This is a genomic window from Candidatus Xiphinematobacter sp. (genome assembly GCA_016766635.1).
Lineage (GTDB): Bacteria > Verrucomicrobiota > Verrucomicrobiia > Chthoniobacterales > Xiphinematobacteraceae > Xiphinematobacter.
The window spans coordinates 393476-412493 of the sequence record CP068473.1; the positions used below are offsets into that span (position 1 = coordinate 393476).

Consider the following 19018-nt stretch of genomic DNA (forward strand, 5'->3'; position numbering starts at 1 on the left):
TGTAGGCATCAGCCTTCTCCATTAATTTTCTGCTGCTCTAGTATTAGACCAAGCACCTGTTGTGGTACTTGTTCAAAGTGTGACGGCTGCATAGAGTAGGAAGATCGACCCTTTGAGAGTGAACGGATTGCGGTAGCGTACCCAAACATTTCTGCTAGAGGAACCTCCGCATTAATGGTGCTGCCAAAGCCCCCCCTCCCATCAATACCTACAATACGCGCGCGACGACGATTAAGATCCCCCATAATGTCCCCTTGAAATTCCTCCGGGGTTATGTTTTCTACCCTCATGATAGGCTCGAGTAGAATTGGAGCCGCCTTCTTCAGGCCATCCTTAATGGCAAAAATAGCAGCTATCTTGAATGCAACCTCGCTGGAGTCTACCTCGTGATAAGAGCCGTCCACAACATCAATGTGTATGTCAATGACCGGATATCCTCCTAAAACCCCGTTGAGCAGACCCTCATGGAGGCCTTTAATAACCGCTTGGGCAAAATCCTTCGGGATAGTCCCACCCACAACTTTATTTTCAATTGTAATACCCTTGCCGCGATCGTTGGGACGCACTCCAATGATGACGTGCCCGTATTGGCCACGCCCACCGGATTGTTTGACGAGCCTACCCTCCCCGCTGGCTGACTTGGAAACGCTTTCCTTATAGGCAATCTGAGGTCTGCCTGCATTGGCACCTACCTTAAATTCCCGCAGCATCCGATCTCGGATGATCTCGAGATGTAACTCCCCCATCCCCTCAATAATTGTCTGGCCCGTTTCTGTGTTAGTACAGACTCGGAAGGTTGGATCTTCTTCCGAAAGACGCTGGAGAGCGATAGCCATCTTTTCCTGATCTTGTTTGGTCTTTGGCTCAATAGCCATAGAGATAACAGGATCAGGAAAAGATGGCGGCTCAAGTAAAATAGGATACTCCTCGTCACAAAGCGTGTCACCAGTGGTAATATTTCTGATACCGACAATAGCAGCAATGTCCCCGGAACAACAGGTATCTATGTCTTCACGTTTATCTGCCTGAATTTGAATAAGCCGACTGATACGCTCACGCTTTTTGGTCCTCGGGTTATACACAACGTCACCCTTGCTTAATTTTCCAGAGTAGACGCGGAAAAACACTAACTTTCCCACGAAGGGATCGGCCCAGAGTTTAAAAGCTAGCGAGCAAAAATGGCTGCTATCATCCGCAGTTACCAGCGTAACAGAGCCACTGTCTGGATCTTGGCCTCGCACGGGCGGAATGTCTAGCGGACTCGGGAGATAGTCCACTATTGCGTCAATCAAGCATTGAACACCTTTGTTTTTGAAGGCAGACCCTCCCACCACAGGTACGAAGCGGTTCGCAATAGTCTGACGACGGATGGCAGCTTTCAGATCTCGTACAGAAATAGCCCTTTCTTCCAGGAAGAGCATGCCGAGCTCGTCGTCTAGGTCCACTATTTGCTCGAAGAGATCACGATATGCCCTCTCAGAAGTTTCTCGCCATCCCTCTGGGACCTCAACAATCTTGTATGTAGAACCTAGACCATTATCCTCTAAGTAAAGGACCGCTTTCCTATTGACCACGTCAAGCTGGCCGCGCAGCTCACCTTCCCTTCCCATCGGGATCAAGACCGGCCACGCATTAGCGTTCAGTTTAGTACGCATACTCCAAACGGCCATATCAAAGTCAGCCCCTGTGCGATCCATTTTATTGACAAAGGCGACCCTAGGAACACTGTATTTTGTGGCCTGCCTCCAAACGGTCTCGGACTGCGGTTGTACCCCAGCAACCCCACAAAAGACAGCAACAGCTCCATCTAATACCCGTAGGGACCGTTCCACTTCTGCTGTAAAGTCGACGTGACCCGGAGTATCAATGATATTGATGCGCTGCTTTTGTCCCTCGAACAATTTGCAAACCCCTTCCTCCTTATGTTGATCCCATGTACAGGTAGTAGCCGCTGAGGTGATGGTAATGCCTCGCTCACGTTCCTGCTCCATCCAATCAGTAACTGTGGTTCCTTCATGAACTTCACCAAGCCTGTGAATCATGCCAGTGTAGAAGAGGATGCGCTCAGTGAGGGTAGTTTTTCCAGCATCAATATGCGCAGCAATGCCGATGTTTCGTGTGTGTTCTAACGGAAACGCACGGGTCTGTAAATTAAGGTGGGCCATCTCTCTATAGCAACGCAAAGCGGTGGAATTGGATCTTCTTACCTCGTTGATTTAGCCTTGTTTGGCCTTCCCGCTTACCAGCGAAAGTGTGCGAATGCACGGTTGGCCTGGGCCATTTTATGCATGTCATCCCGCCTTTTAACAGCTCCACCTTGCCCTGCCGCAGCATCCTTTAATTCGTGAGCAAGCGCCCGCACCATCGAAAGGCCCTTCCGCTTGCTTGCAAGCGTAACGATCCACCGAATAGCAAGAGCAACCTGCCGATTAGGATTTACCTCAACCGGCACCTGATAAGTAGCGCCACCCATACGGCGAGATTTTACCTCTAGACGGGGTTTTACATTATCAACTGCCCTGTTAAAAGTCTCTAAAGGATCAACGGAATCGCTACCTTCGCGTGATTGCTCAATAGCGGTGTAAACAATACACTCTGCAACTGACTTCTTTCCACAACGCATGACAGTGTTAACCAGACGAGCGACCAATGGACTAGCGTATCGCGCGTCGTGCTTGGACTTCTTATGAAGAACTCTATGCCTCCTTGACATAATTAATTCTCTACCTTTTCTTGCCTCCCTGAGTTTCCTTTTCCGCTCCAGGTTTTGGCTGCTTTGAGCCGTACTTTGAGCGGCTGCGGCGACGACCCTCTACCCCAAGGGTATCCAGTGCGCCGCGCACAATGTGATAACGTACGCCAGGAAGGTCCTTTACACGGCCTCCACGTATCAAAACGATAGAGTGTTCCTGCAAGTTGTGTCCCTCACCAGGAATATACGCAATTATTTCCTGGCTATTGGTCAAGCGTACCTTAGCTACCTTTCGCAGCGCGGAGTTCGGCTTCTTCGGCGTACGCGTCATAACTTGGAGACAGACTCCACGGCGCTGAGGACATCTGGCAAGCGCAGGCGATTTCGACTTTACAGTGGCTCTACTTCGTCCACTACGGACGAGCTGGTTAGTTGTTGGCATCGGTTGCGAAAGGAATCCCCTTGGGAAAAAACAGTCAAAACCCACTCCCTAGTGCGTAGGGTTAGTCTCCCCCCTCTTGTGAGGGCCCATGCAGAGAGGGAGAGGCTACTCGTCTTGGAGATCGGCGCAAGTAAATTCTTAGCATTTCGTTATTTTATGAGCCAAGTAGATGTTAGCTCAGTGCGACTTTTGAGAGAACTCTGTCCTGGAGACATCATTTTTTGCGCTAGAGCCAACTTGCTTTTTTTCTTTTTTCCAGATGTAGATCCCGATTGCCCAGTGTGCGGGATCACTCCATCTCCTTCCGACTCCCCCTCCACCCCTAAACCAATTGCACTCTTGTTGGTTAAAGGCTGTGGAAAAACCGTGTAAGAAGGCTTTTGGAGGTTACCCCTGCACTAAAAACCCTTGACAAAATAGGTCCGGATCAAGCGCTCCTAATCTTGATCTAAAAATGCCTTCTAAAAAATCTCTCCGTAAGGATCCCATGCACCGATATGGTGCCCTGTAGGTATTCTGTGCCCATGGACTTTTTCTACATGCTTTCTGCAGAGCGCCTGTCTAGTTGCAGTAATCGCCTCACACAGACACAGGGAAGGGGGGCGAAATTACCTATTCTAGCGGAAAGAAAGCACCACCTCGTCGCATATTTCCTTTTTTTTTGTTTTTGAGCAGGAGAAGATCCGCCACATTTCCACTATATAGCCACTGTATAGGTGCGAGGATTCTTATTTGGCGCTCACACTCGAGTCGGGAAGAGTTTCATTCCGCTTAAGGAGGAGGATAGGCGATTGTCATTCATTGGAGAACAAGTGACTTATCAAGCTGATTATTGCCCAGTTGAAAAGGTAAATTGAGAAGCAGACTGAGTGGTGTGCGGAGGCTTTAAGTAAAGAGGGGAAAGCCCCTGCTCCGAGGTTGGGTATTCTTTTGCAAGAAAAGCCAATTTCCCAGCATTAGGAGGAAGTACACATAGTTTTGGAAATGCTGGAACCGGAGAAACGGTGTAGACAGGATCCCTACAAGTCTGCCTCCAAACGAAGAGTCTTTTTTGAAACTCCGTATGAGACAAGAGCTGAAGATTTTCTAGACATTGCCCAGAGACAGTGCCGAAGAACAACGATCCTCCCCGCGCATCTCCAACGACTGCATAGCGCTCCGCAGGGGATTCTACGCCAAGAACAGAGGGAATACCACATAAAGGGACCCTCCAGGCAATTTTCAGGCCCGTGGCCAAGGAGATAGCAGCTCGAATCCCATTATAGGCACCTGGCCCAATCCCAACAGCAATACGGTGCACACGCCCTTCTCTCCCTATTATTACCTTTTCAAGAGCACGACACAGGGCCCCCTCCCCGCCTCTGGGCTGCGCAAAGCGCTCCACTAAGAGCTTGTCTCCCCGTCGGATGGCCACGCTCCCCAGATGAGCCGAAGCCTCTATAGCCAATACTCTCAAAATATATGCGAGAAGGCTATATGTCGCTCTCCGCTTTTTAAGATCCTGAACAGGACAGTGTGTGTACCAGAAGGTAAGAGTTCATGGAATTTATCTCCCCATTCGATAGCAAGTGTGGCCTGATGCAGGTAATCGTCGAATCCCAGTTCCTCTACTGCTTTCTCACAATCTAGGCGAAAGAAGTCAAAGTGGACCAAGGAGAGACGATCACCTTCATAATACTCGTGAACTAAGGGAAAGGTCGGGCTTGTCACCGCTCCAAAAAATCCCAGCCCACGCGCTAACCCCTTAACAAACTGGGTTTTCCCAGCTCCCATCGGTCCCTCTAGGCAGAGCACATCGCTGGTAGAAAGCCCTGCCGCAAATACTTCACCTACCATTTGAGTTTCTATTTCAGATAGAGTAAAGAATTCCCTTTCCATGTATTACATTTGCTGAGAGGCACATCTTTATGTCAACGGTTTTGGTTTACAAATTCCAACTTTCTTCCATTTTTCTATGCTGCTATGAGCACCATGTCTTCTTGGACTAGATTCCAGGAATACTTCTTACGTTATGAAGATTCAGGTTTTTCCTTGGATATCAGCCGCATGGGCTTCTCGGAGGACTTTTTGCCCAGTATGCAAGGCCGCGCAACGCGGGCTCTTTTGTCTATGGCAGAATTAGAGAAGGGGAATATCGCCAACCAAGACGAGAACCGCATGGTGGGCCATTACTGGCTAAGAGATCCCAGCCTTGCCCCTACTACAGAGTTATGTATGGGTATTACCGACGCCCTGGAGGCTGTCCTGAAATTTTCAGCCGATGTTCACCTAGGAGCTATACGCGGTGTCACCGGAAAAAGGTTTACGGATGTACTTTCTATTGGTATCGGGGGTTCCGCCCTTGGTCCACAACTTGTGTCCGACGCCTTAGGGAATGCACAAGATCCCCTGTCGATCCATTTTTTGGATAACACGGATCCAGACGGTTTTTCGAGAGTACTTACAAGGCTCTCTGGTAAATTGGATTCCACTCTTGTTGTAGTGATCTCAAAATCCGGGAGTACCAAAGAACCAAGAAACGGATTGCTGACAGTCCAACATGCCTTCAGGGAAGCCGGTATTTCTGCTTTTACTAAGCACCTTGTGGCAGTTACTGAAACTGGCAGCACGCTAGATTCCATGGCTGGAGTAGAAGGTTGGCTGAGACGTTTTCCCATATATAGTTGGGTAGGTGGACGTACTTCCGTTATGAGTGCAGGAGGACTAGTCCCCATATCTCTTCAAGGGTTAGATGTTACCTCCTTTCTAATGGGCGCTAGGGCTATGGATATGAGAACACGTCATTCGGATCTGCGAAAAAATGCGGCGCTACTCTTAGCGCTGATGTGGTACTATGCGAGGGAAAGCAGGGGGAAGAGGGACATGGTCATCTTACCTTACAAAGACTGCCTGCTCTTATTAAGTCGGTATCTTCAGCAACTGATCATGGAATCTTTAGGGAAAGAACGAGATCTTGACGGTAGGCTCGTTCACCAAGGTATTTCTGTTTATGGAAATAAAGGTTCTACGGATCAGCATGCCTATGTTCAGCAACTTATGGACGGAGTAGACAATTTTTTTGTCACTTTTATCGAGGTTCGACAAGCAGCTGCTTTCCAAGAGATAGAAGTCGAACCTGGCGTTACTAGTGGCGACTACTTACAAGGTTTTTTTCGGGGAACTCGTACTGCACTCTGCGAAAAGGGACGGGATTCCCTCACGATTAGCGTCAATCAACTCAATGCCTCTTCCCTCGGCGCCCTGATTGCTCTCTATGAGCGCGCAGTGGGCTTCTACGGTTTCTTAACTCACATTAACGCCTACCACCAGCCTGGTGTTGAGGCTGGAAAGCAAGTAGCATCTCACATTCTCGAGTTGCAGAAAAAAGTCCTTAAATTCCTTCAAACCAATTCTGGACCCCCCATAAACGCTGAAGAAATTGCTCAGCACATAGGAGGAGATGCAGAAGAAACTTTTCATATTCTCCAACATCTAGCAGCTAACCAATCTGCAAATATCTCCCACTTTCTGGGTCAACGGCCATCGGATGATCGCTTCTCATGGAGAGGTCTATCTACCTAAGGGGGCATTATCAAGAGCTACGCCTCGGACCATACTCCGACCGATGAGAGGTCTCCGACCTGCAGGATCTACCGGACGGTGCAAGGCGACTTGTCTTAGAAAAACCTAGAAAGAAGGAAAAACCCACCCCTGGCACCCCATGCATCACACTCTGGCCCCGGTTTCCAGGCTAAAAATGGCTGACCTTTGCGGCAATCTTTCGGATCAGCGGAATACCTTCTAGAAGATCAACAATAGGATCCCACTTGCCTTGGAGGAAGGCCTCCCGTGCATACCCAGGAAGGTTCCCATGAAAAGCCAGAGGCCCTGCAGTCACCCTACCAGAAGCGATGTTAACAACAAGTTCAGGTGGTGGATTGTTCGCTGCAAGCTCAGTCAGTACTCTAAGCGCTTCTACCGGCAAGGAGAGGCATGGCATACCCAACATGACCGCATTACCAAAGAAAATTTCTGCGTAACTCTCTGCTAAAATCGCCCGAAACCCACGACGGTAGAGGGCCTGCGGGGCATGCTCCCTAGAGCTCCCACAACCAAAGTTGGAACCACTAATGAGAATGCTAGAACCCTTATACTTTGGGTCATTAAGTGGGTGAGGCTTCTCAGTGCCATCCTCGTCGAATCTTTCATCATAAAATGCGTACCGTCCCAATCCATCAAAAGTTACGCACTTTAAAAAACGCGCCGGGATGATGCGATCTGTATCCACATCGTTGCTAGGGATACTGACTGCTTTTCCGGTTACAGTGAGGATCCTCCGTAGAGTCATGGCAAGCTAATCCCCTTACTGAATTGAAAAGATCTCGCGAGCATCACTAATCTCGCCCCTTATGGCGGCAGCTGCCACCATAAGCGGACTCATTAGCACCGTTCTTCCGTTTGGGCTACCTTGTCGACCTTTAAAGTTGCGATTGCTGGAACTTGCACAAAGCTGGCTACCAGAAAGCTTATCAGGGTTCATTGCCAAACACATAGAACACCCAGCTCCCCGCCATTCGAATCCGGCCTCTCGAAATATTTCTGCTACACCCAGTTCTTCGGCTGCTGCCGCCACGCCCTGTGAGCCAGGAACAACGATGGCCTTAACCCCCAGTTTCACTCTATGCCCCTTAAGGTGACGTGCTACCTCCTGAAGGTCCGTCAGCCTTCCGTTGGTACAGCTACCTATGAAGGCAACATCCACCTTGGTACCTTTAATAGGTAGTCCGGCTTTCAACTGCATGTGTTGCAACGCTTCCCGAGCAGCAGCGCGATCTTTGGTGGATAATTCCTCCGGAGCGGGAACTTTTTCTTCGATAGAAATGGACTGTCCGGGATGAATTCCCCACGTTACCGTCGGGAGCACTTCTTCCGCTTGAAAGGTAACTATGTCATCATAGCTAGCGTCTGGGTCCGAAGCAAATGATCCCCATTGCCTCACTGCAGCGTTCCACTGCCGTAGTGAGGGGGCATATGGTCTCCCTTTTAGGTAGGAGAATGTAGTGATGTCCGGATTGACATAACCAACCCGTGCCCCACCCTCAATAGACATGTTACATATGGTCATCCGCTCCTCTTGGTTGAAGAGGTCAAAAGTGCTGCCGCCATACTCGTATGCAAAACCGATGCCTCCGTTGACGCCTAACTTGCGGATAATATGGAGAATCACATCTTTAGCATAAACTCCGGCGGCCAATTTACCCTCTACATTAACACGGCGTACTCTAGGCTTGCGCAAGGCAATGGTCTGCGTGGCCAAGATATCCCGCACTTGACTAGTCCCAATGCCGAAGGCAATCGCCCCAAATGCTCCATGGGTGGAGGTATGAGAATCGCCACAAGCAATGGTAATACCAGGTTGGGTGATACCTTCTTCGGGGCCAATGACATGCACGATGCCTTGATGCCCAGTCGAGATGTCAAAAAACTGGATCCCAAACTCAGCGCAGTTCGCTCTCAGAGCACGAATCATCTCTTCTGCTAGAGGATCAGGAAAGCGCGCTACGGTAGTGGGAATGATATGATCTACAGTTGCAAACGTGCGTTCTGGATAAAGCACCTTCAACCCAAGATCCCGTAGCATCCCAAACGCCTGAGGGCTTGTTACCTCATGGATAAGATGAGTACCAATAAAGATCTGTGTCTGCCCGTTTGGTAACTGGCGAACGGAATAAGCCTCCCATACCTTGTCTAACAGGGTCTTTTTCATCAGGCAATGAAGGATAACTAATCTCCATTTTCACGCTATGCAAGCGAACTGATGACTAATTCTATAAACGATCCTCCAAAGCCCAACAACGTAGCCTCCAACAGAGCAGGAAAACCTGGTCGCCTGACTTAATGCTGCTAGATAAGATGAGGTGTTTCGACGATCTATTTTGGAGATCTAAAAGCTATATTGCGGCCTATCGGAACGCTAGCCAACGTTGTGTGCCTCTCCCCCTTGTAGTCCCCTTAGGAGTCCCCCCCCATCTGAAGAAGATTCGGAAGTTACAGAACCTCCTGCCTGCTCGGACAGTGCTTATGGAAGTCGCCAACTTCCTAGACTCATAAAGATTATCGTGTTACCCTGCCTCTTCTTCCGGAAAATACAGGCCTGCCCCTTCTATGGTGTACATCCCACTTACGATCGGGGTTTTTTGTGAAAAAAGGAAGGATGGTGTTGTGTAGAAATTGCCACTAGGCTAGAAACGATTCCAAGGGGGATAAAAAAAAGGGAAAAAAATTGTCCGCGTGAAATCCCCACAATAAGCGGCGCGTCGGGCTCACGAAAGGCTTCCGCTAGAAAGCGGAAGCATGCGTAAAATAGGAAGAATAAGCCTGTCAGCAGACCATTGGGAAGCTGGAAACGGGTACGCAATAGCCACAGAATCATAAAAAGCACCGCCCCCTCCAGTAGTGCTTCGTATAATTGAGATGGATGTCTGGGAGTTAGGATTTGGCCCAGCAGGTAGCGTAATTCCGATGAGGCAGGAATATTGGAGATAAGGGTATCCAAGGAAGAAAAATCCGGTCGGATCTGAGAAGCTTGCACAAGAATTGAATGAATTTTCTGTGGGTTATTGTAGCGCAGGAGTTCGTTGGGAAATTGGACCGCCCAGGGGACTTCCGTGGCCTTTCCAAAGAGTTCGCCGTTGATAAAGTTCGCACAACGCCCGAAAAAGATCCCCACTGGAGCCACTACCGCCGTGTTGTCACCTGCGCTGAGAAGGGGCATCCCACGCCTTCTAGCATAGATAATGATAGCTACTGCGGCGCCCATTATGCCCCCGTGGCTAGCCATACCACCTCTCCAAATTGCAAAGAACATCCAGGGCTCGGTGAGAAAGGAGGATCTATCATAGAGGAGTAGATACCCAAGGCGTCCTCCAATAAGAACTCCCAATGCACACCATAGAAAGACGAATTCCCCTATTTGGTCGGACCGCATGGGAGAGTATCCGTGACGGGCTAACCATCGATAGAGCCAAAACGCACAGAGAAACCCCAGCACGTAAGAAAGACCGTAGTAACGGACCCCAATACCATGCCAGGAAACAAGAAAGGGGCTTAGATCATGGACGTAATAACCAAGAAGAGCTGCACCGCCCCACACTTTTTCTACTTTGCCCCCAAGGCCGCCTGAGCCGCAGCAACCCTGGCAATTGGAACTCGGAACGGACTGCAGCTTACGTAAGTGAGCCCTAGAAGAGAACAATACCTCACGCTGTCAGGATCTCCCCCGTGCTCACCACAAACGCCGAGCTTAATGTCTGAGCGTACACTGCGAGCCCCTTCAATGGCTATCTCCATAAGGCGCCCAACCCCCTTCTGATCGATGCTAGTGAAAGGATTCTCTGGTAGGATCTCCCTTTCCATATAAGTCGGCAAGAAAGAACCAGCGTCATCTCGGCTCATACCAAGGCTTGTCTGTGTAAGGTCATTCGTGCCAAAGCTAAAAAAGTCAGCCTCCTCTGCAATTTCATCAGCTATTAACGCTGCCCTGGGAACTTCGATCATCGTTCCAACGAGATAATTGAACTTTGTTTGTTGTCTCGCAGCAACCTCGTTAGCCACCTTCTGCAAAAGGTCTCTCTGGATTCTGAATTCCTTGGAGAATCCGACTAGTGGGACCATGATTTCTAGGCGTACTTTGACGCCCTCTTTCTGTACTAATGCTGCTGCTTCAAACAGGGCATAGGCCTGCATCTCAGAAATTTCTGGATAAACCACGCCCAGGCGGCATCCGCGCAGTCCTAACATAGGGTTAAACTCATGCAGCTCCTGAACACGTTTTACGAGCGTCTCTACCGGAATGTTTAGACTATTCGCCAAACTCCTCTGCTGCGAAGAGCCACGCGGAAGAAATTCATGAAGGGGAGGGTCTAACAAGCGAATGGTAGCCGGCAAACCCCTCAACGCGCGGAAAATGCCAATAAAGTCCTCCTTCTGATAGGGCAATAGCTTTTCCAAAGCGGCACGGCGTTCCTCCGGACCAGCAGCAAGAACCATCTCCCTCATAGCATTAATTCGGTCTCCCTCAAAGAACATATGCTCGGTACGGCACAAACCCACGCCCTGAGCTCCAAATGCAACGGCATTGGCCACTTGCTCGGGAGTATCCGCATTGGCGCGGATCCGCAGCTTGCTATATTTGCTTGCCCAGCCCGTAAGAAGAGCAAAGTTTTTATAGGTCCTGGAACGGGAAGGACTCAGTGTCCTATCAACGAGGACTTGAACCACCTCAGAAGGAGAAGTTCTGACTTCCCCAGAAAAAACTTCCCCAGTCGTCCCGTCAATAGAAATAAAGTCGCCTTCTCTTAAAGTGACCTCGCCTGCGGTAACGGTCTTTACGCCGTAGTCAATGTGAAGCGTGTAGGCGCCGCAGATGCAAACTTTGCCCATTTGGCGTGCTACCAAAGCTGCGTGTGAGGACACTCCCCCCCTGGCAGTAAGAATGCCTTCGGCTGCAATCATTCCTCGCAAATCTTCAGGAGAGGTCTCTACGCGAACCAGAAGAACCTTCTCTCCTTTCTGAGAGAGGGCAACTGCATCTTCTGCCCGGAAGGAGATATGGCCGCTGGCGGCACCTGGACCAGCAGGGAGTCCTCTGGCAATCAGTTGAGCGTTTTCCTTAGAGGCCGGATCAAAGATGGGAGCAAGTACATGACTGAGCGAGTCGGCAGGAATACGCAGAAGAGCTTCTTCCTTGGTGATTAAGTGTTTTTTCACCATTTCCACCGCAATCCTCACTGCGGCGGTTCCAGTCCTTTTCCCATTACGCGTCTGGAGGATATAAAGCCGGCCGTCTTCGATGGTAAACTCTAAGTCCTGCATGTCCCGAAAATGCTTTTCCAGAACATGGCGGACAGCCAAAAGCTGGTGATAGACGACCGGCATCTCCTTCTGCAATTGAGACACCGGTTTTGGGGTACGTGTCCCAGCCACTACGTCCTCTCCCTGCGCGTTGACGAGATATTCTCCGTAGAAAGCCTCTTCTCCAGTAGCTGGATTACGAGTGAAGACAACCCCAGTAGCACTAGTTTCTCCCATATTGCCAAATACCATGGCTTGCACGTTTACTGCTGTACCCCACTCGTGGGGAATGGCATACTTTCGGCGATAGACAGTCGCACGATCGTTGTGCCAAGAACGAAAAACCGCACCAACGGCTCCCCACAGCTGTTCCATGGGCTCTTGCGGGAAATTCTTGCCACTCCGTTCCCTAATTAAGGCCTTAAAGGAGGCTACCAGCTTTTTGAGATCCATCACGGAAAGCTCGCCATCTTTCTCGATCCCAACCTCTCGCTTAAGCGTGTCGATCACCTCCTCAAAGGGATCATGATGTTCGCCCGTATGACGTTGCACACCCATGACCACATCTCCGTACATCTGTAGAAAACGTCGGTAAGAATCCCAGGCGAAGCGCGGGCTACCGGTTTTAGTGGCTATAACCTCCACGGTTGCATCATTTATGCCAAGATTGAGGATGGTGTCCATCATACCTGGCATGGAATCACGAGCACCGGAACGGATGGAGAGAAGCAGCGGATTTTCCGTGCTACCCAATCGCTTGCCGACCGATTCTTCGGTTTTTGACAGCGCTACCCTGAGTTGATCTTCCAGTTCCCTTGGATATACGTATCCGTGCTTGTAGTAGTAGGTACAAACCTCGGTCGAAATGGTAAATCCGGGAGGGACAGGAAGCCCGATCTTCGTCATCTCTGCAAGATTTGCCCCCTTTCCGCCTAGCGCAGCACGGAGGTCACCACTACCATCTGCTTTGCCATTCCCAAAACAAAAAACGTACTTTTTCCTACCGGCCTTAGCTGCACTTTTTTTGAAAAAAGAGACTCCCCTCGAGCCATTGCTATTCTTGCTATTCTTCTTAACGGCTCTAGCATTAGTAATGGCTGTTTTATTAGTAATGGCTGTTTGAATGGCTATTTGCTTGTACACGGCTAATTATAAAAGACATCGCTTGGGACACCACTTCGCCAGCTAACGGATACGTTCACGACAAAGTCGCCTGACTCCAAACCCCAACGTTTAATGCATGAGAAGCCACGAGGAGGAACTCAAATTCAATTATTTCAATTATTAATATTATTTGAAGGAACTCAATTTCTTTCAGCAGCTGCTAGGAAGGAAATTGGAAAGGACCTGCCCAAGGTGCCGGCCGAACTCTTCCAGGCCAGTACTCGGGATAATGACGGAGTTCCTCCTCCCATGAGCCTCCTCAGTGATCTTTAAAAAACGCCCCCGATCGTTCTCGCGAAACTCAATAAAGAAGTGCTTCCGCTCTACTTGTAGCTCCCTTGACTCAAGGATGTTATCCATTTTCCCACCACTCTTCCACTTAATAAAAGCTGCCGGCTGCTAAGACTTCCCATTGCACGCCCCAACAAAACTTTCGAGCGGAACCCGCCTAGTCCGTAGGACATCCAACTGTTTCCCAACTATTTCGAGGGTGCAACGCTACACCCTTTTTTATTCCAAAGTCAACTTATTGCTTTGAAAAAAAGTCTGGATCTCTTCATCTTTGCGTGTGTACGCTCCGGTTCTGCTTAGTTAGACATGCTGGTGGGTTAGGACTAACTACTCTTTACTCTTTGCGATGGTCGGACTGGCGGGGATTCTAGGTTTTCTTGTCAAGCTCCCCCATCGCAGTAACAACTAACAGAAAGTGGGAAGGAGGGCGAGGTGCGCGGGTGTGGTTTCAATGGTAGAACGGTGGCTTCCCAAGCCTCAAGTGAGGGTTCGATTCCCTTCACCCGCTCACTCCAGTGTCTTTCTCTCCCGTGTCTTTTCCCTTTCTCTTCCTGCGTTGCTGCCTCCTTGCCTAGATGCTTCTTCTCCATTCAGGAATAGCCCAACTCGTCACCTGCGGAACTTTCTGGGACTTTGTTAATAGTTGCGGTGGTGACCTGTCTTATCCTCGGTAATGCTTAGCGGGCAGTTGCGTCTCGTTGCTTACGTTATGGCTAGGGTGCGGCGTACCAATCCGGACTCCACCTCGTTTCTTACTACATATTGGTAAATATTAGTAAATTAGGTGGCATGTCCACGATGCCTGCATCGTGGGTACCGCTGATCGTGAACTGGATAACGAATCCAGAGAGTATGAGAGAATGGTTACTGAATCCTCACCTATAGAGGTGGGTTAGTTGTTGCGAGCTTTCCGGCAAATGAAGGACTCTTGGCCTAAGCTAGCGTTCCCTTCGCCTTCTGTTTTTTAGAGGCTTGCAGTCAACAGGAAGTACCATCTTTGGGAATAGATAAGGCTTTGGCCCCTATTACTGATGGAGAGCCTCTAGTTTTTGTGAGCTTTATTATACGTACGGGAATCCCCTCTGGAATTGATTGATTTCTTTTCCATAAAAGGGCACAAGCGGACTAGTAACACCTACTCCCCTCTGAGACTTACTCCCAACCTGCAAGAGAACCACCTACTTCTCTTCTTTCTCTTCTTACCCCTCTATCTTGTACCGCCCGCTTCCACTTGCTTTGCAATGGGAAGGGAGTAAGTGTATCCATCGCCCCATTTCTGTCGCTCCTCCTTCCATATAGCCCACCCGCTCCCTCAGCTTTTTTCCATTACAATCAAGGAGCACAAAGGTAGGAAATTCCCTCACGCGGTACTCTTTTCTGAGCCTTTCATTTTGTTCCAGGAGCCTCCTTGGAAGGGATCCGCTCCGAGGAAAATCCACTCTGACCAAGACCAGATGCTTCTTAGCAAACTGAACAAATTCAGGCCTGTCAAAAACCTCTTCCTTAAAGCGTATGCACCATCTGCACCAGTCTGAACCTGTGAAGTTTAGCAAAACCTTCTTGCGTTCTACCACCGCCTGTTCCAGCGCCTTTTTGTAGTCCGTCCGCCATTCTTCGCTAGATTTAGTTGGAGAGGAGGCTGTTATAAAAACAGCCGCTGAGAGGCAGGTGAAAAGGTATTTAAGGTATTTTTTCATATGTACTTGGGCCCCCAAACGATGGGTTTGCGCACTATCTGCATCTTGGGCATCTGGCCTGCGGGTTCCAGCCAACAAGGGGTTTCCAATCAAACCGGGAGAGCATTTTTCCCCCCAACTTTCTGGACTGGAGTGTATGGGCCGCAGTAAAGGCAATCATGAGGGCGTTGTCAGTCCGCAATCCAGGTTTTGCTACACGAAGCGTGATTCCAGCACAAGCGCAGGCGTCCTTCATCTTAGCTCGAAGCCGGTTATTAGAACTCACCCCCCCACTTATAGTGACAAGTGAACGCCGATAGACGCAAGCGGCACGGAGGACCTTTGCAACCAAGACATCCACTACTGCCTCTTGGAAGGAGGCACAGAGATCCGGAAGACTTACTTGGCTACTCCTCCTTTCCAAGAGAGCTCGGACGGCCGTCTTGAGGCCACTAAAACTGAAATCCCAATCTTCGGAGTGTAACATACCTCGGGGAAACTCATAAGCGGAAGCCTCTCCTTGCCCAGCAAGTGCGTCAATCTTGGCACCTCCTGGGTAGGAGAGACCCAAGAGCTTTGCCACCTTGTCAAAGGCTTCGCCTGCCGCATCATCGCGGGTCCCTCCCAGGAGTCTATAGTGCCCAAACCCCTGGACGTCAAATAATAAGGTATGTCCACCACTAACGACTAGGGCGATGTGAGGTGCAATACGTTTTTCCCCAAAAAATGGGGAAAGAAGATGCCCCTCGATGTGGTTGATTGGAATAAACGGCCGTCCGGTGCCAAGAGCTAATCCGCGAGCGAGAGAAGTACCGACGATCAACGCTGATGGCAGTCCAGGGCTGGCCGTCGCTGCATATAGATCCACGTCCTTCAAGGGTACTGTCGACTCGCGGAACGCTTTTTCTACCAAGACTGGCAGGACATCCAAATGACTACGGGAAGCAATCTCGGGTACCACCCCTCCATACCGAGCATGAATGTCCGCTTGAGAAGCTATGTTACTAAAGAGCACCCTATCGAAACCCTGGAGAAGGGCGACTGCTGTTTCATCACAAGAGGTCTCTATGGCTAGAACCATTCTGGGAATGCATCCAACAGGGGCAGCAAAAGGATTCTGGGGTTCTGGGTTTGTACCTTCAAAGAGCACTGTGGTACCGTAATGTGTGGCCCAGATTATTACTAGGACGAGTTAAGTAGAATTCTTCCACAAAGTTTTACTCGCGCGAAGCCGACCTTGGGCACGTCTACTTAGGCCAGCTACTAGGCTACTACTAGTCCAGCCTATCCTTCTATAATGCGGTAATGGTCCTTGGAAGCTTCATCCCCACGTTGCAGCTACTGCAAATTCCTAGTAAGGATGGGCCATATAACTTTCTGGAACAGCGGGACACCCTGCCGGTTAGAGCAAGTCTAGACTCTAGCTTCTCTCTGAGCGTCTGCGCACACATGCCCTAAGGTAGAGAAAGACCCCCCACCCTCGGCAACGCCACAATCGCGCATGTGGAAGGAACACCCCCCTGCAAGGGGTACACTAGCAAGAAACAAGAAAGAAAAAATCACACTCAACCAATTTTCCTGCTGGAGGAAGCAGTCCTCCACCGCGGCCAAGCCTCATACAGAGACTGGACTGCAGGTAGCTGCTCCGCCAGGCGGGTGTAAAAATAGTCCAACTCAGTAAGTACTACTAGGGCGATCTGAGTGCGGTCATAAAGCGCGCCGGTTTCTTCCCGTAAAGAAGTCGCAATACCTCGAAGTGCTGCAGGAAAATCGTTGCGGAGTTGGTTGACGTTAATCCCGATACCCACCACGGCAAAAAAACGATCTCCCGTACGCGCTTCAATCAAGAGCCCACAGACTTTCCCCCTGGAGAGATACAGGTCGTTTGGTAGTTTTAAGGTAACCTCCAACCCCAGAAAGCGCCTAATAGAAGAAGCGACAGCAACTGTAGCAAACGGGGTCAAACAGGCAGCTTGTGCTGGAGGGAACGAGGGACGCAACAAGAGAGAACACCAAATGCCGCAACGTGGCGCAGAATGCCATCTTCTTCCAAAGCGTCCGCGACCAGAAATCTGAGACTCCGCTATGATAACGCATCCATCTGGCTCACCGCTCTCTCCCCATCTCAAAGCCACTTCATTCGTGGAAGAAACCTGGTCAAACACATAAATTTTGTGGCCAATAGCGCGCCCGGAACAGCTTCTCCTGAGAAATCCGGCGTCAAGTGGCATTGGGCGGCAGTCGCTCACGTGAAGCTGTTAACAAAGGAAAAGACGGCCCCCTATCCAAGCTGGAGCAGACACTTCTGCCAATCCATAAGACCAGAAAGATTCTTCTGGAAAGCGATCGATTCTAAGATATTTCTCGGCGCGATTATCGCTGGATCCAACTTTTCCTCCCTAGCAACTTCATCGCGCAGCCTTTTTAGCCGGCCAAATTCCTCCACCGCCTGCTTACTAGGAAAGTATCGGGCTGGCTTGTCCTGTAGGGGCCAGCAATCTTCTGGAATCTGGAGAGCTCTAGCAAGGGTCTGCCTAAAGCGCTTGCGACGGGAAGGGGAAAATCGAGGAGAAGAAAGAACGCCTCTTGTTGCCGCCTCTGCGGCCTTCAGCATATCTTCGTTGCTCATAACGTAAAATGGGGGACGGTTCCATTCACGAGCTTCTGCCTCTCTCCAATTCCAAAGTTCCCGTAGCACCGCCTGGGCGTAGGGCTGTAGAGTCGCTGAACCTGCAATACGCCACGCCCTGCTCAGATCTTTCTCTTTGTGGGTTTTAGTCGAGCGGAATAGACGTTCCAAAGACTGGCGTAGCCACTCCTGGCGTCCTAGGCGGACAATTTCTGCTTCCAAAATCCCCGCCAGGGGTAAAAGGAATTTTGTATCGTTCGCCGCGTACTCTACCATCTGTCTTGGCAATGGGCGTAACGCCCAATTTGCCTTCTGGGAAGCTTTAGAGAGCTTTACACCAAAGAAACGTTCTACCAGAGCTGCAAGCCCCAACTGGTTGTAACCCAGGAGGCGTGCGGCAACCATGGTATCAAAAATCTCGTGCGGCCTAAACTCTCCATAGCGCGCTAGTAACCTCAAGTCGTAGTCTGCCCCGTGAAAGACAACCCTCTTGTCAAGAAGACCTTTGAAAAGCAACTGCAGCTCCACCCCAGACAGAGGATCTATCAACACTGTTGCTGAGTCTGTACTGACCTGGATCAGACACAACTTTTCAAAATAACAATGCAAACTATCAGCTTCTGTATCCAGGGCGACCTCCAGCAGAGGGGAAATACCAGAAAGAAACTCTACCAGTTTAACACTGGACTCAATTAGGACCTCCTGGTAGCTCCCCATGCAGGGAGGAACTTGTGGGAGGATGGTGCGAGCATCAGCGACGGAATCGGCAGCAGAAGAGGGTACTACCCCCTCCTTTATACTTCCAATCTGTGATTGAGCCTCCTGTTTCACTACAAAGAGAGTATGGATGGTTGTGAGAAAAAGCTTGAACCCTAGTGGACTATGGAGCAAGACAATCTCCCCCTCCTACAAGGGACGAGCTGACTATAGAATCTCTATTCGTCCAGGTCAATTTCCTGATTAAATGCGGCCTTCTTAAGATTTTTCCGGAAGGAAGCACTGCATATGCCCCGCGGAGTAGAACGGATCAAGAGGTTATGTAGGTTTTTTAGTGGCTTTGTCTCTGAGTTCCAGAAAAAAACTTAAAAAATCTCTCGATGTAGTGGCAGTCATAACCCTATAGGAGAATGCTAGCTGGAACGAATGAAGCAAGGTGCTTCCAGAGCACTGCTACCATCCGAAGGCAAAAACGGCAATGACTCTCCTCATAGCCTTTCTTTTTTTCTTTTTATTGGGGGAGTGCTTGGAAAAGCTTTTTTGCAACTCCCGCAAGGCAAGTAAAATGGTGTACG

The 19018-nt window shown here is 49.8% G+C and carries 16 protein-coding genes and 1 tRNA gene; 3 read left to right on the forward strand and 14 right to left on the reverse strand.

Annotation, left to right across the window (positions count from 1 at the left end; all coding sequences use genetic code 11):
- Positions 1–8: 8 nt before the first annotated feature.
- The 3 genes from fusA to JMM79_01780 form a co-directional block, all read right to left on the reverse strand.
- Positions 9–2165, reverse strand: coding sequence for an elongation factor G (fusA, locus tag JMM79_01770; protein QQY08667.1), 2157 nt, complete (start codon positions 2163–2165; stop codon positions 9–11).
- 74 nt (positions 2166–2239) lie between these two features.
- Positions 2240–2713: a 30S ribosomal protein S7 gene (gene rpsG, locus JMM79_01775; protein ID QQY08668.1), complete on the reverse strand. Its 474-nt coding sequence runs from the start codon at positions 2711–2713 to the stop codon at positions 2240–2242.
- A gap of 10 nt (positions 2714–2723) precedes the next feature.
- On the reverse strand, positions 2724–3134 hold the full coding sequence (locus tag JMM79_01780) for a 30S ribosomal protein S12 (GenBank protein QQY08669.1): 411 nt from the start codon (positions 3132–3134) through the stop codon (positions 2724–2726).
- A gap of 156 nt (positions 3135–3290) precedes the next feature.
- On the opposite strand from JMM79_01780, the gene JMM79_01785 reads away from it, so the two are divergent.
- A complete protein-coding gene (locus tag JMM79_01785; protein ID QQY08670.1) occupies positions 3291–3506 on the forward strand; it encodes a hypothetical protein in 216 nt (71 codons plus the stop codon).
- 457 nt (positions 3507–3963) lie between these two features.
- Here JMM79_01785 and JMM79_01790 read toward each other — a convergent pair whose 3' ends face one another.
- Together JMM79_01790 and tsaE are read right to left on the reverse strand one after the other, a co-directional pair.
- Positions 3964–4581 (reverse strand): hypothetical protein, encoded by a 618-nt coding sequence (locus JMM79_01790; protein ID QQY08671.1) that lies wholly within the window; start codon positions 4579–4581, stop codon positions 3964–3966.
- Positions 4582–4586: 5 nt separating this feature from the next.
- Positions 4587–5012, reverse strand: coding sequence for a tRNA (adenosine(37)-N6)-threonylcarbamoyltransferase complex ATPase subunit type 1 TsaE (gene tsaE / locus JMM79_01795; GenBank protein QQY08672.1), 426 nt, complete (start codon positions 5010–5012; stop codon positions 4587–4589).
- Between the two features lie 84 nt (positions 5013–5096).
- Between tsaE and JMM79_01800 the strand changes: the two genes are divergently transcribed.
- Positions 5097–6695 (forward strand): glucose-6-phosphate isomerase, encoded by a 1599-nt coding sequence (locus JMM79_01800; protein QQY08673.1) that lies wholly within the window; start codon positions 5097–5099, stop codon positions 6693–6695.
- A 169-nt stretch (positions 6696–6864) separates the two neighbouring features.
- Here JMM79_01800 and leuD read toward each other — a convergent pair whose 3' ends face one another.
- The 5 genes from leuD to JMM79_01825 form a co-directional block, all read right to left on the reverse strand.
- Positions 6865–7461: a 3-isopropylmalate dehydratase small subunit gene (gene leuD, locus JMM79_01805; protein QQY08674.1), complete on the reverse strand. Its 597-nt coding sequence runs from the start codon at positions 7459–7461 to the stop codon at positions 6865–6867.
- Positions 7462–7476: 15 nt separating this feature from the next.
- The gene (gene leuC / locus JMM79_01810) at positions 7477–8880 is read right to left on the reverse strand and encodes a 3-isopropylmalate dehydratase large subunit (protein QQY08675.1); all 1404 of its coding nucleotides are present in this window, start codon (positions 8878–8880) and stop codon (positions 7477–7479) included.
- A gap of 414 nt (positions 8881–9294) precedes the next feature.
- Complete coding sequence (lgt, locus tag JMM79_01815) at positions 9295–10266, reverse strand: prolipoprotein diacylglyceryl transferase (protein QQY08676.1); 972 nt, start codon at positions 10264–10266, stop codon at positions 9295–9297.
- A 5-nt stretch (positions 10267–10271) separates the two neighbouring features.
- Positions 10272–13061 (reverse strand): pyruvate, phosphate dikinase, encoded by a 2790-nt coding sequence (locus JMM79_01820; protein QQY08752.1) that lies wholly within the window; start codon positions 13059–13061, stop codon positions 10272–10274.
- A gap of 219 nt (positions 13062–13280) precedes the next feature.
- Positions 13281–13490: a DNA-binding protein gene (locus JMM79_01825; protein ID QQY08677.1), complete on the reverse strand. Its 210-nt coding sequence runs from the start codon at positions 13488–13490 to the stop codon at positions 13281–13283.
- 367 nt (positions 13491–13857) lie between these two features.
- On the opposite strand from JMM79_01825, the gene JMM79_01830 reads away from it, so the two are divergent.
- Positions 13858–13929: transfer RNA gene (locus JMM79_01830), tRNA-Gly, on the forward strand.
- A gap of 691 nt (positions 13930–14620) precedes the next feature.
- Here the strand turns inward: JMM79_01830 and JMM79_01835 are convergent.
- From JMM79_01835 to JMM79_01850, 4 genes are all read right to left on the reverse strand, one after another.
- The gene (locus JMM79_01835) at positions 14621–15118 is read right to left on the reverse strand and encodes a thioredoxin family protein (protein ID QQY08678.1); all 498 of its coding nucleotides are present in this window, start codon (positions 15116–15118) and stop codon (positions 14621–14623) included.
- A gap of 34 nt (positions 15119–15152) precedes the next feature.
- Positions 15153–16178: a tRNA (adenosine(37)-N6)-threonylcarbamoyltransferase complex transferase subunit TsaD gene (gene tsaD, locus JMM79_01840; GenBank protein ID QQY08679.1), complete on the reverse strand. Its 1026-nt coding sequence runs from the start codon at positions 16176–16178 to the stop codon at positions 15153–15155.
- Between the two features lie 484 nt (positions 16179–16662).
- Positions 16663–17328, reverse strand: coding sequence for a biotin--[acetyl-CoA-carboxylase] ligase (locus JMM79_01845; GenBank protein ID QQY08680.1), 666 nt, complete (start codon positions 17326–17328; stop codon positions 16663–16665).
- Between the two features lie 50 nt (positions 17329–17378).
- Positions 17379–18617, reverse strand: a complete 1239-nt coding sequence (locus tag JMM79_01850; GenBank protein ID QQY08681.1) for an HRDC domain-containing protein — start codon at positions 18615–18617, stop codon at positions 17379–17381.
- Positions 18618–19018 lie beyond the last annotated feature (401 nt).

Bases quoted from the DNA above. Each gene is read 5' to 3' on its own strand.
- fusA (QQY08667.1), bottom strand. From the start codon at position 2,165: ATGGCCCACCTTAATTTACAGACCCGTGCGTTTCCGTTAGAACACACA.
- rpsG (QQY08668.1), bottom strand. From the start codon at position 2,713: ATGTCAAGGAGGCATAGAGTTCTTCATAAGAAGTCCAAGCACGACGCG.
- JMM79_01780 (QQY08669.1), bottom strand. From the start codon at position 3,134: ATGCCAACAACTAACCAGCTCGTCCGTAGTGGACGAAGTAGAGCCACT.
- JMM79_01785 (QQY08670.1), top strand. From the start codon at position 3,291: ATGAGCCAAGTAGATGTTAGCTCAGTGCGACTTTTGAGAGAACTCTGT.
- tsaE (QQY08672.1), bottom strand. From the start codon at position 5,012: ATGGAAAGGGAATTCTTTACTCTATCTGAAATAGAAACTCAAATGGTA.
- JMM79_01800 (QQY08673.1), top strand. From the start codon at position 5,097: ATGAGCACCATGTCTTCTTGGACTAGATTCCAGGAATACTTCTTACGT.
- leuD (QQY08674.1), bottom strand. From the start codon at position 7,461: ATGACTCTACGGAGGATCCTCACTGTAACCGGAAAAGCAGTCAGTATC.
- leuC (QQY08675.1), bottom strand. From the start codon at position 8,880: ATGAAAAAGACCCTGTTAGACAAGGTATGGGAGGCTTATTCCGTTCGC.
- JMM79_01825 (QQY08677.1), bottom strand. From the start codon at position 13,490: ATGGATAACATCCTTGAGTCAAGGGAGCTACAAGTAGAGCGGAAGCAC.
- JMM79_01835 (QQY08678.1), bottom strand. From the start codon at position 15,118: ATGAAAAAATACCTTAAATACCTTTTCACCTGCCTCTCAGCGGCTGTT.
- tsaD (QQY08679.1), bottom strand. From the start codon at position 16,178: ATGGTTCTAGCCATAGAGACCTCTTGTGATGAAACAGCAGTCGCCCTT.
- JMM79_01845 (QQY08680.1), bottom strand. From the start codon at position 17,328: ATGCCACTTGACGCCGGATTTCTCAGGAGAAGCTGTTCCGGGCGCGCT.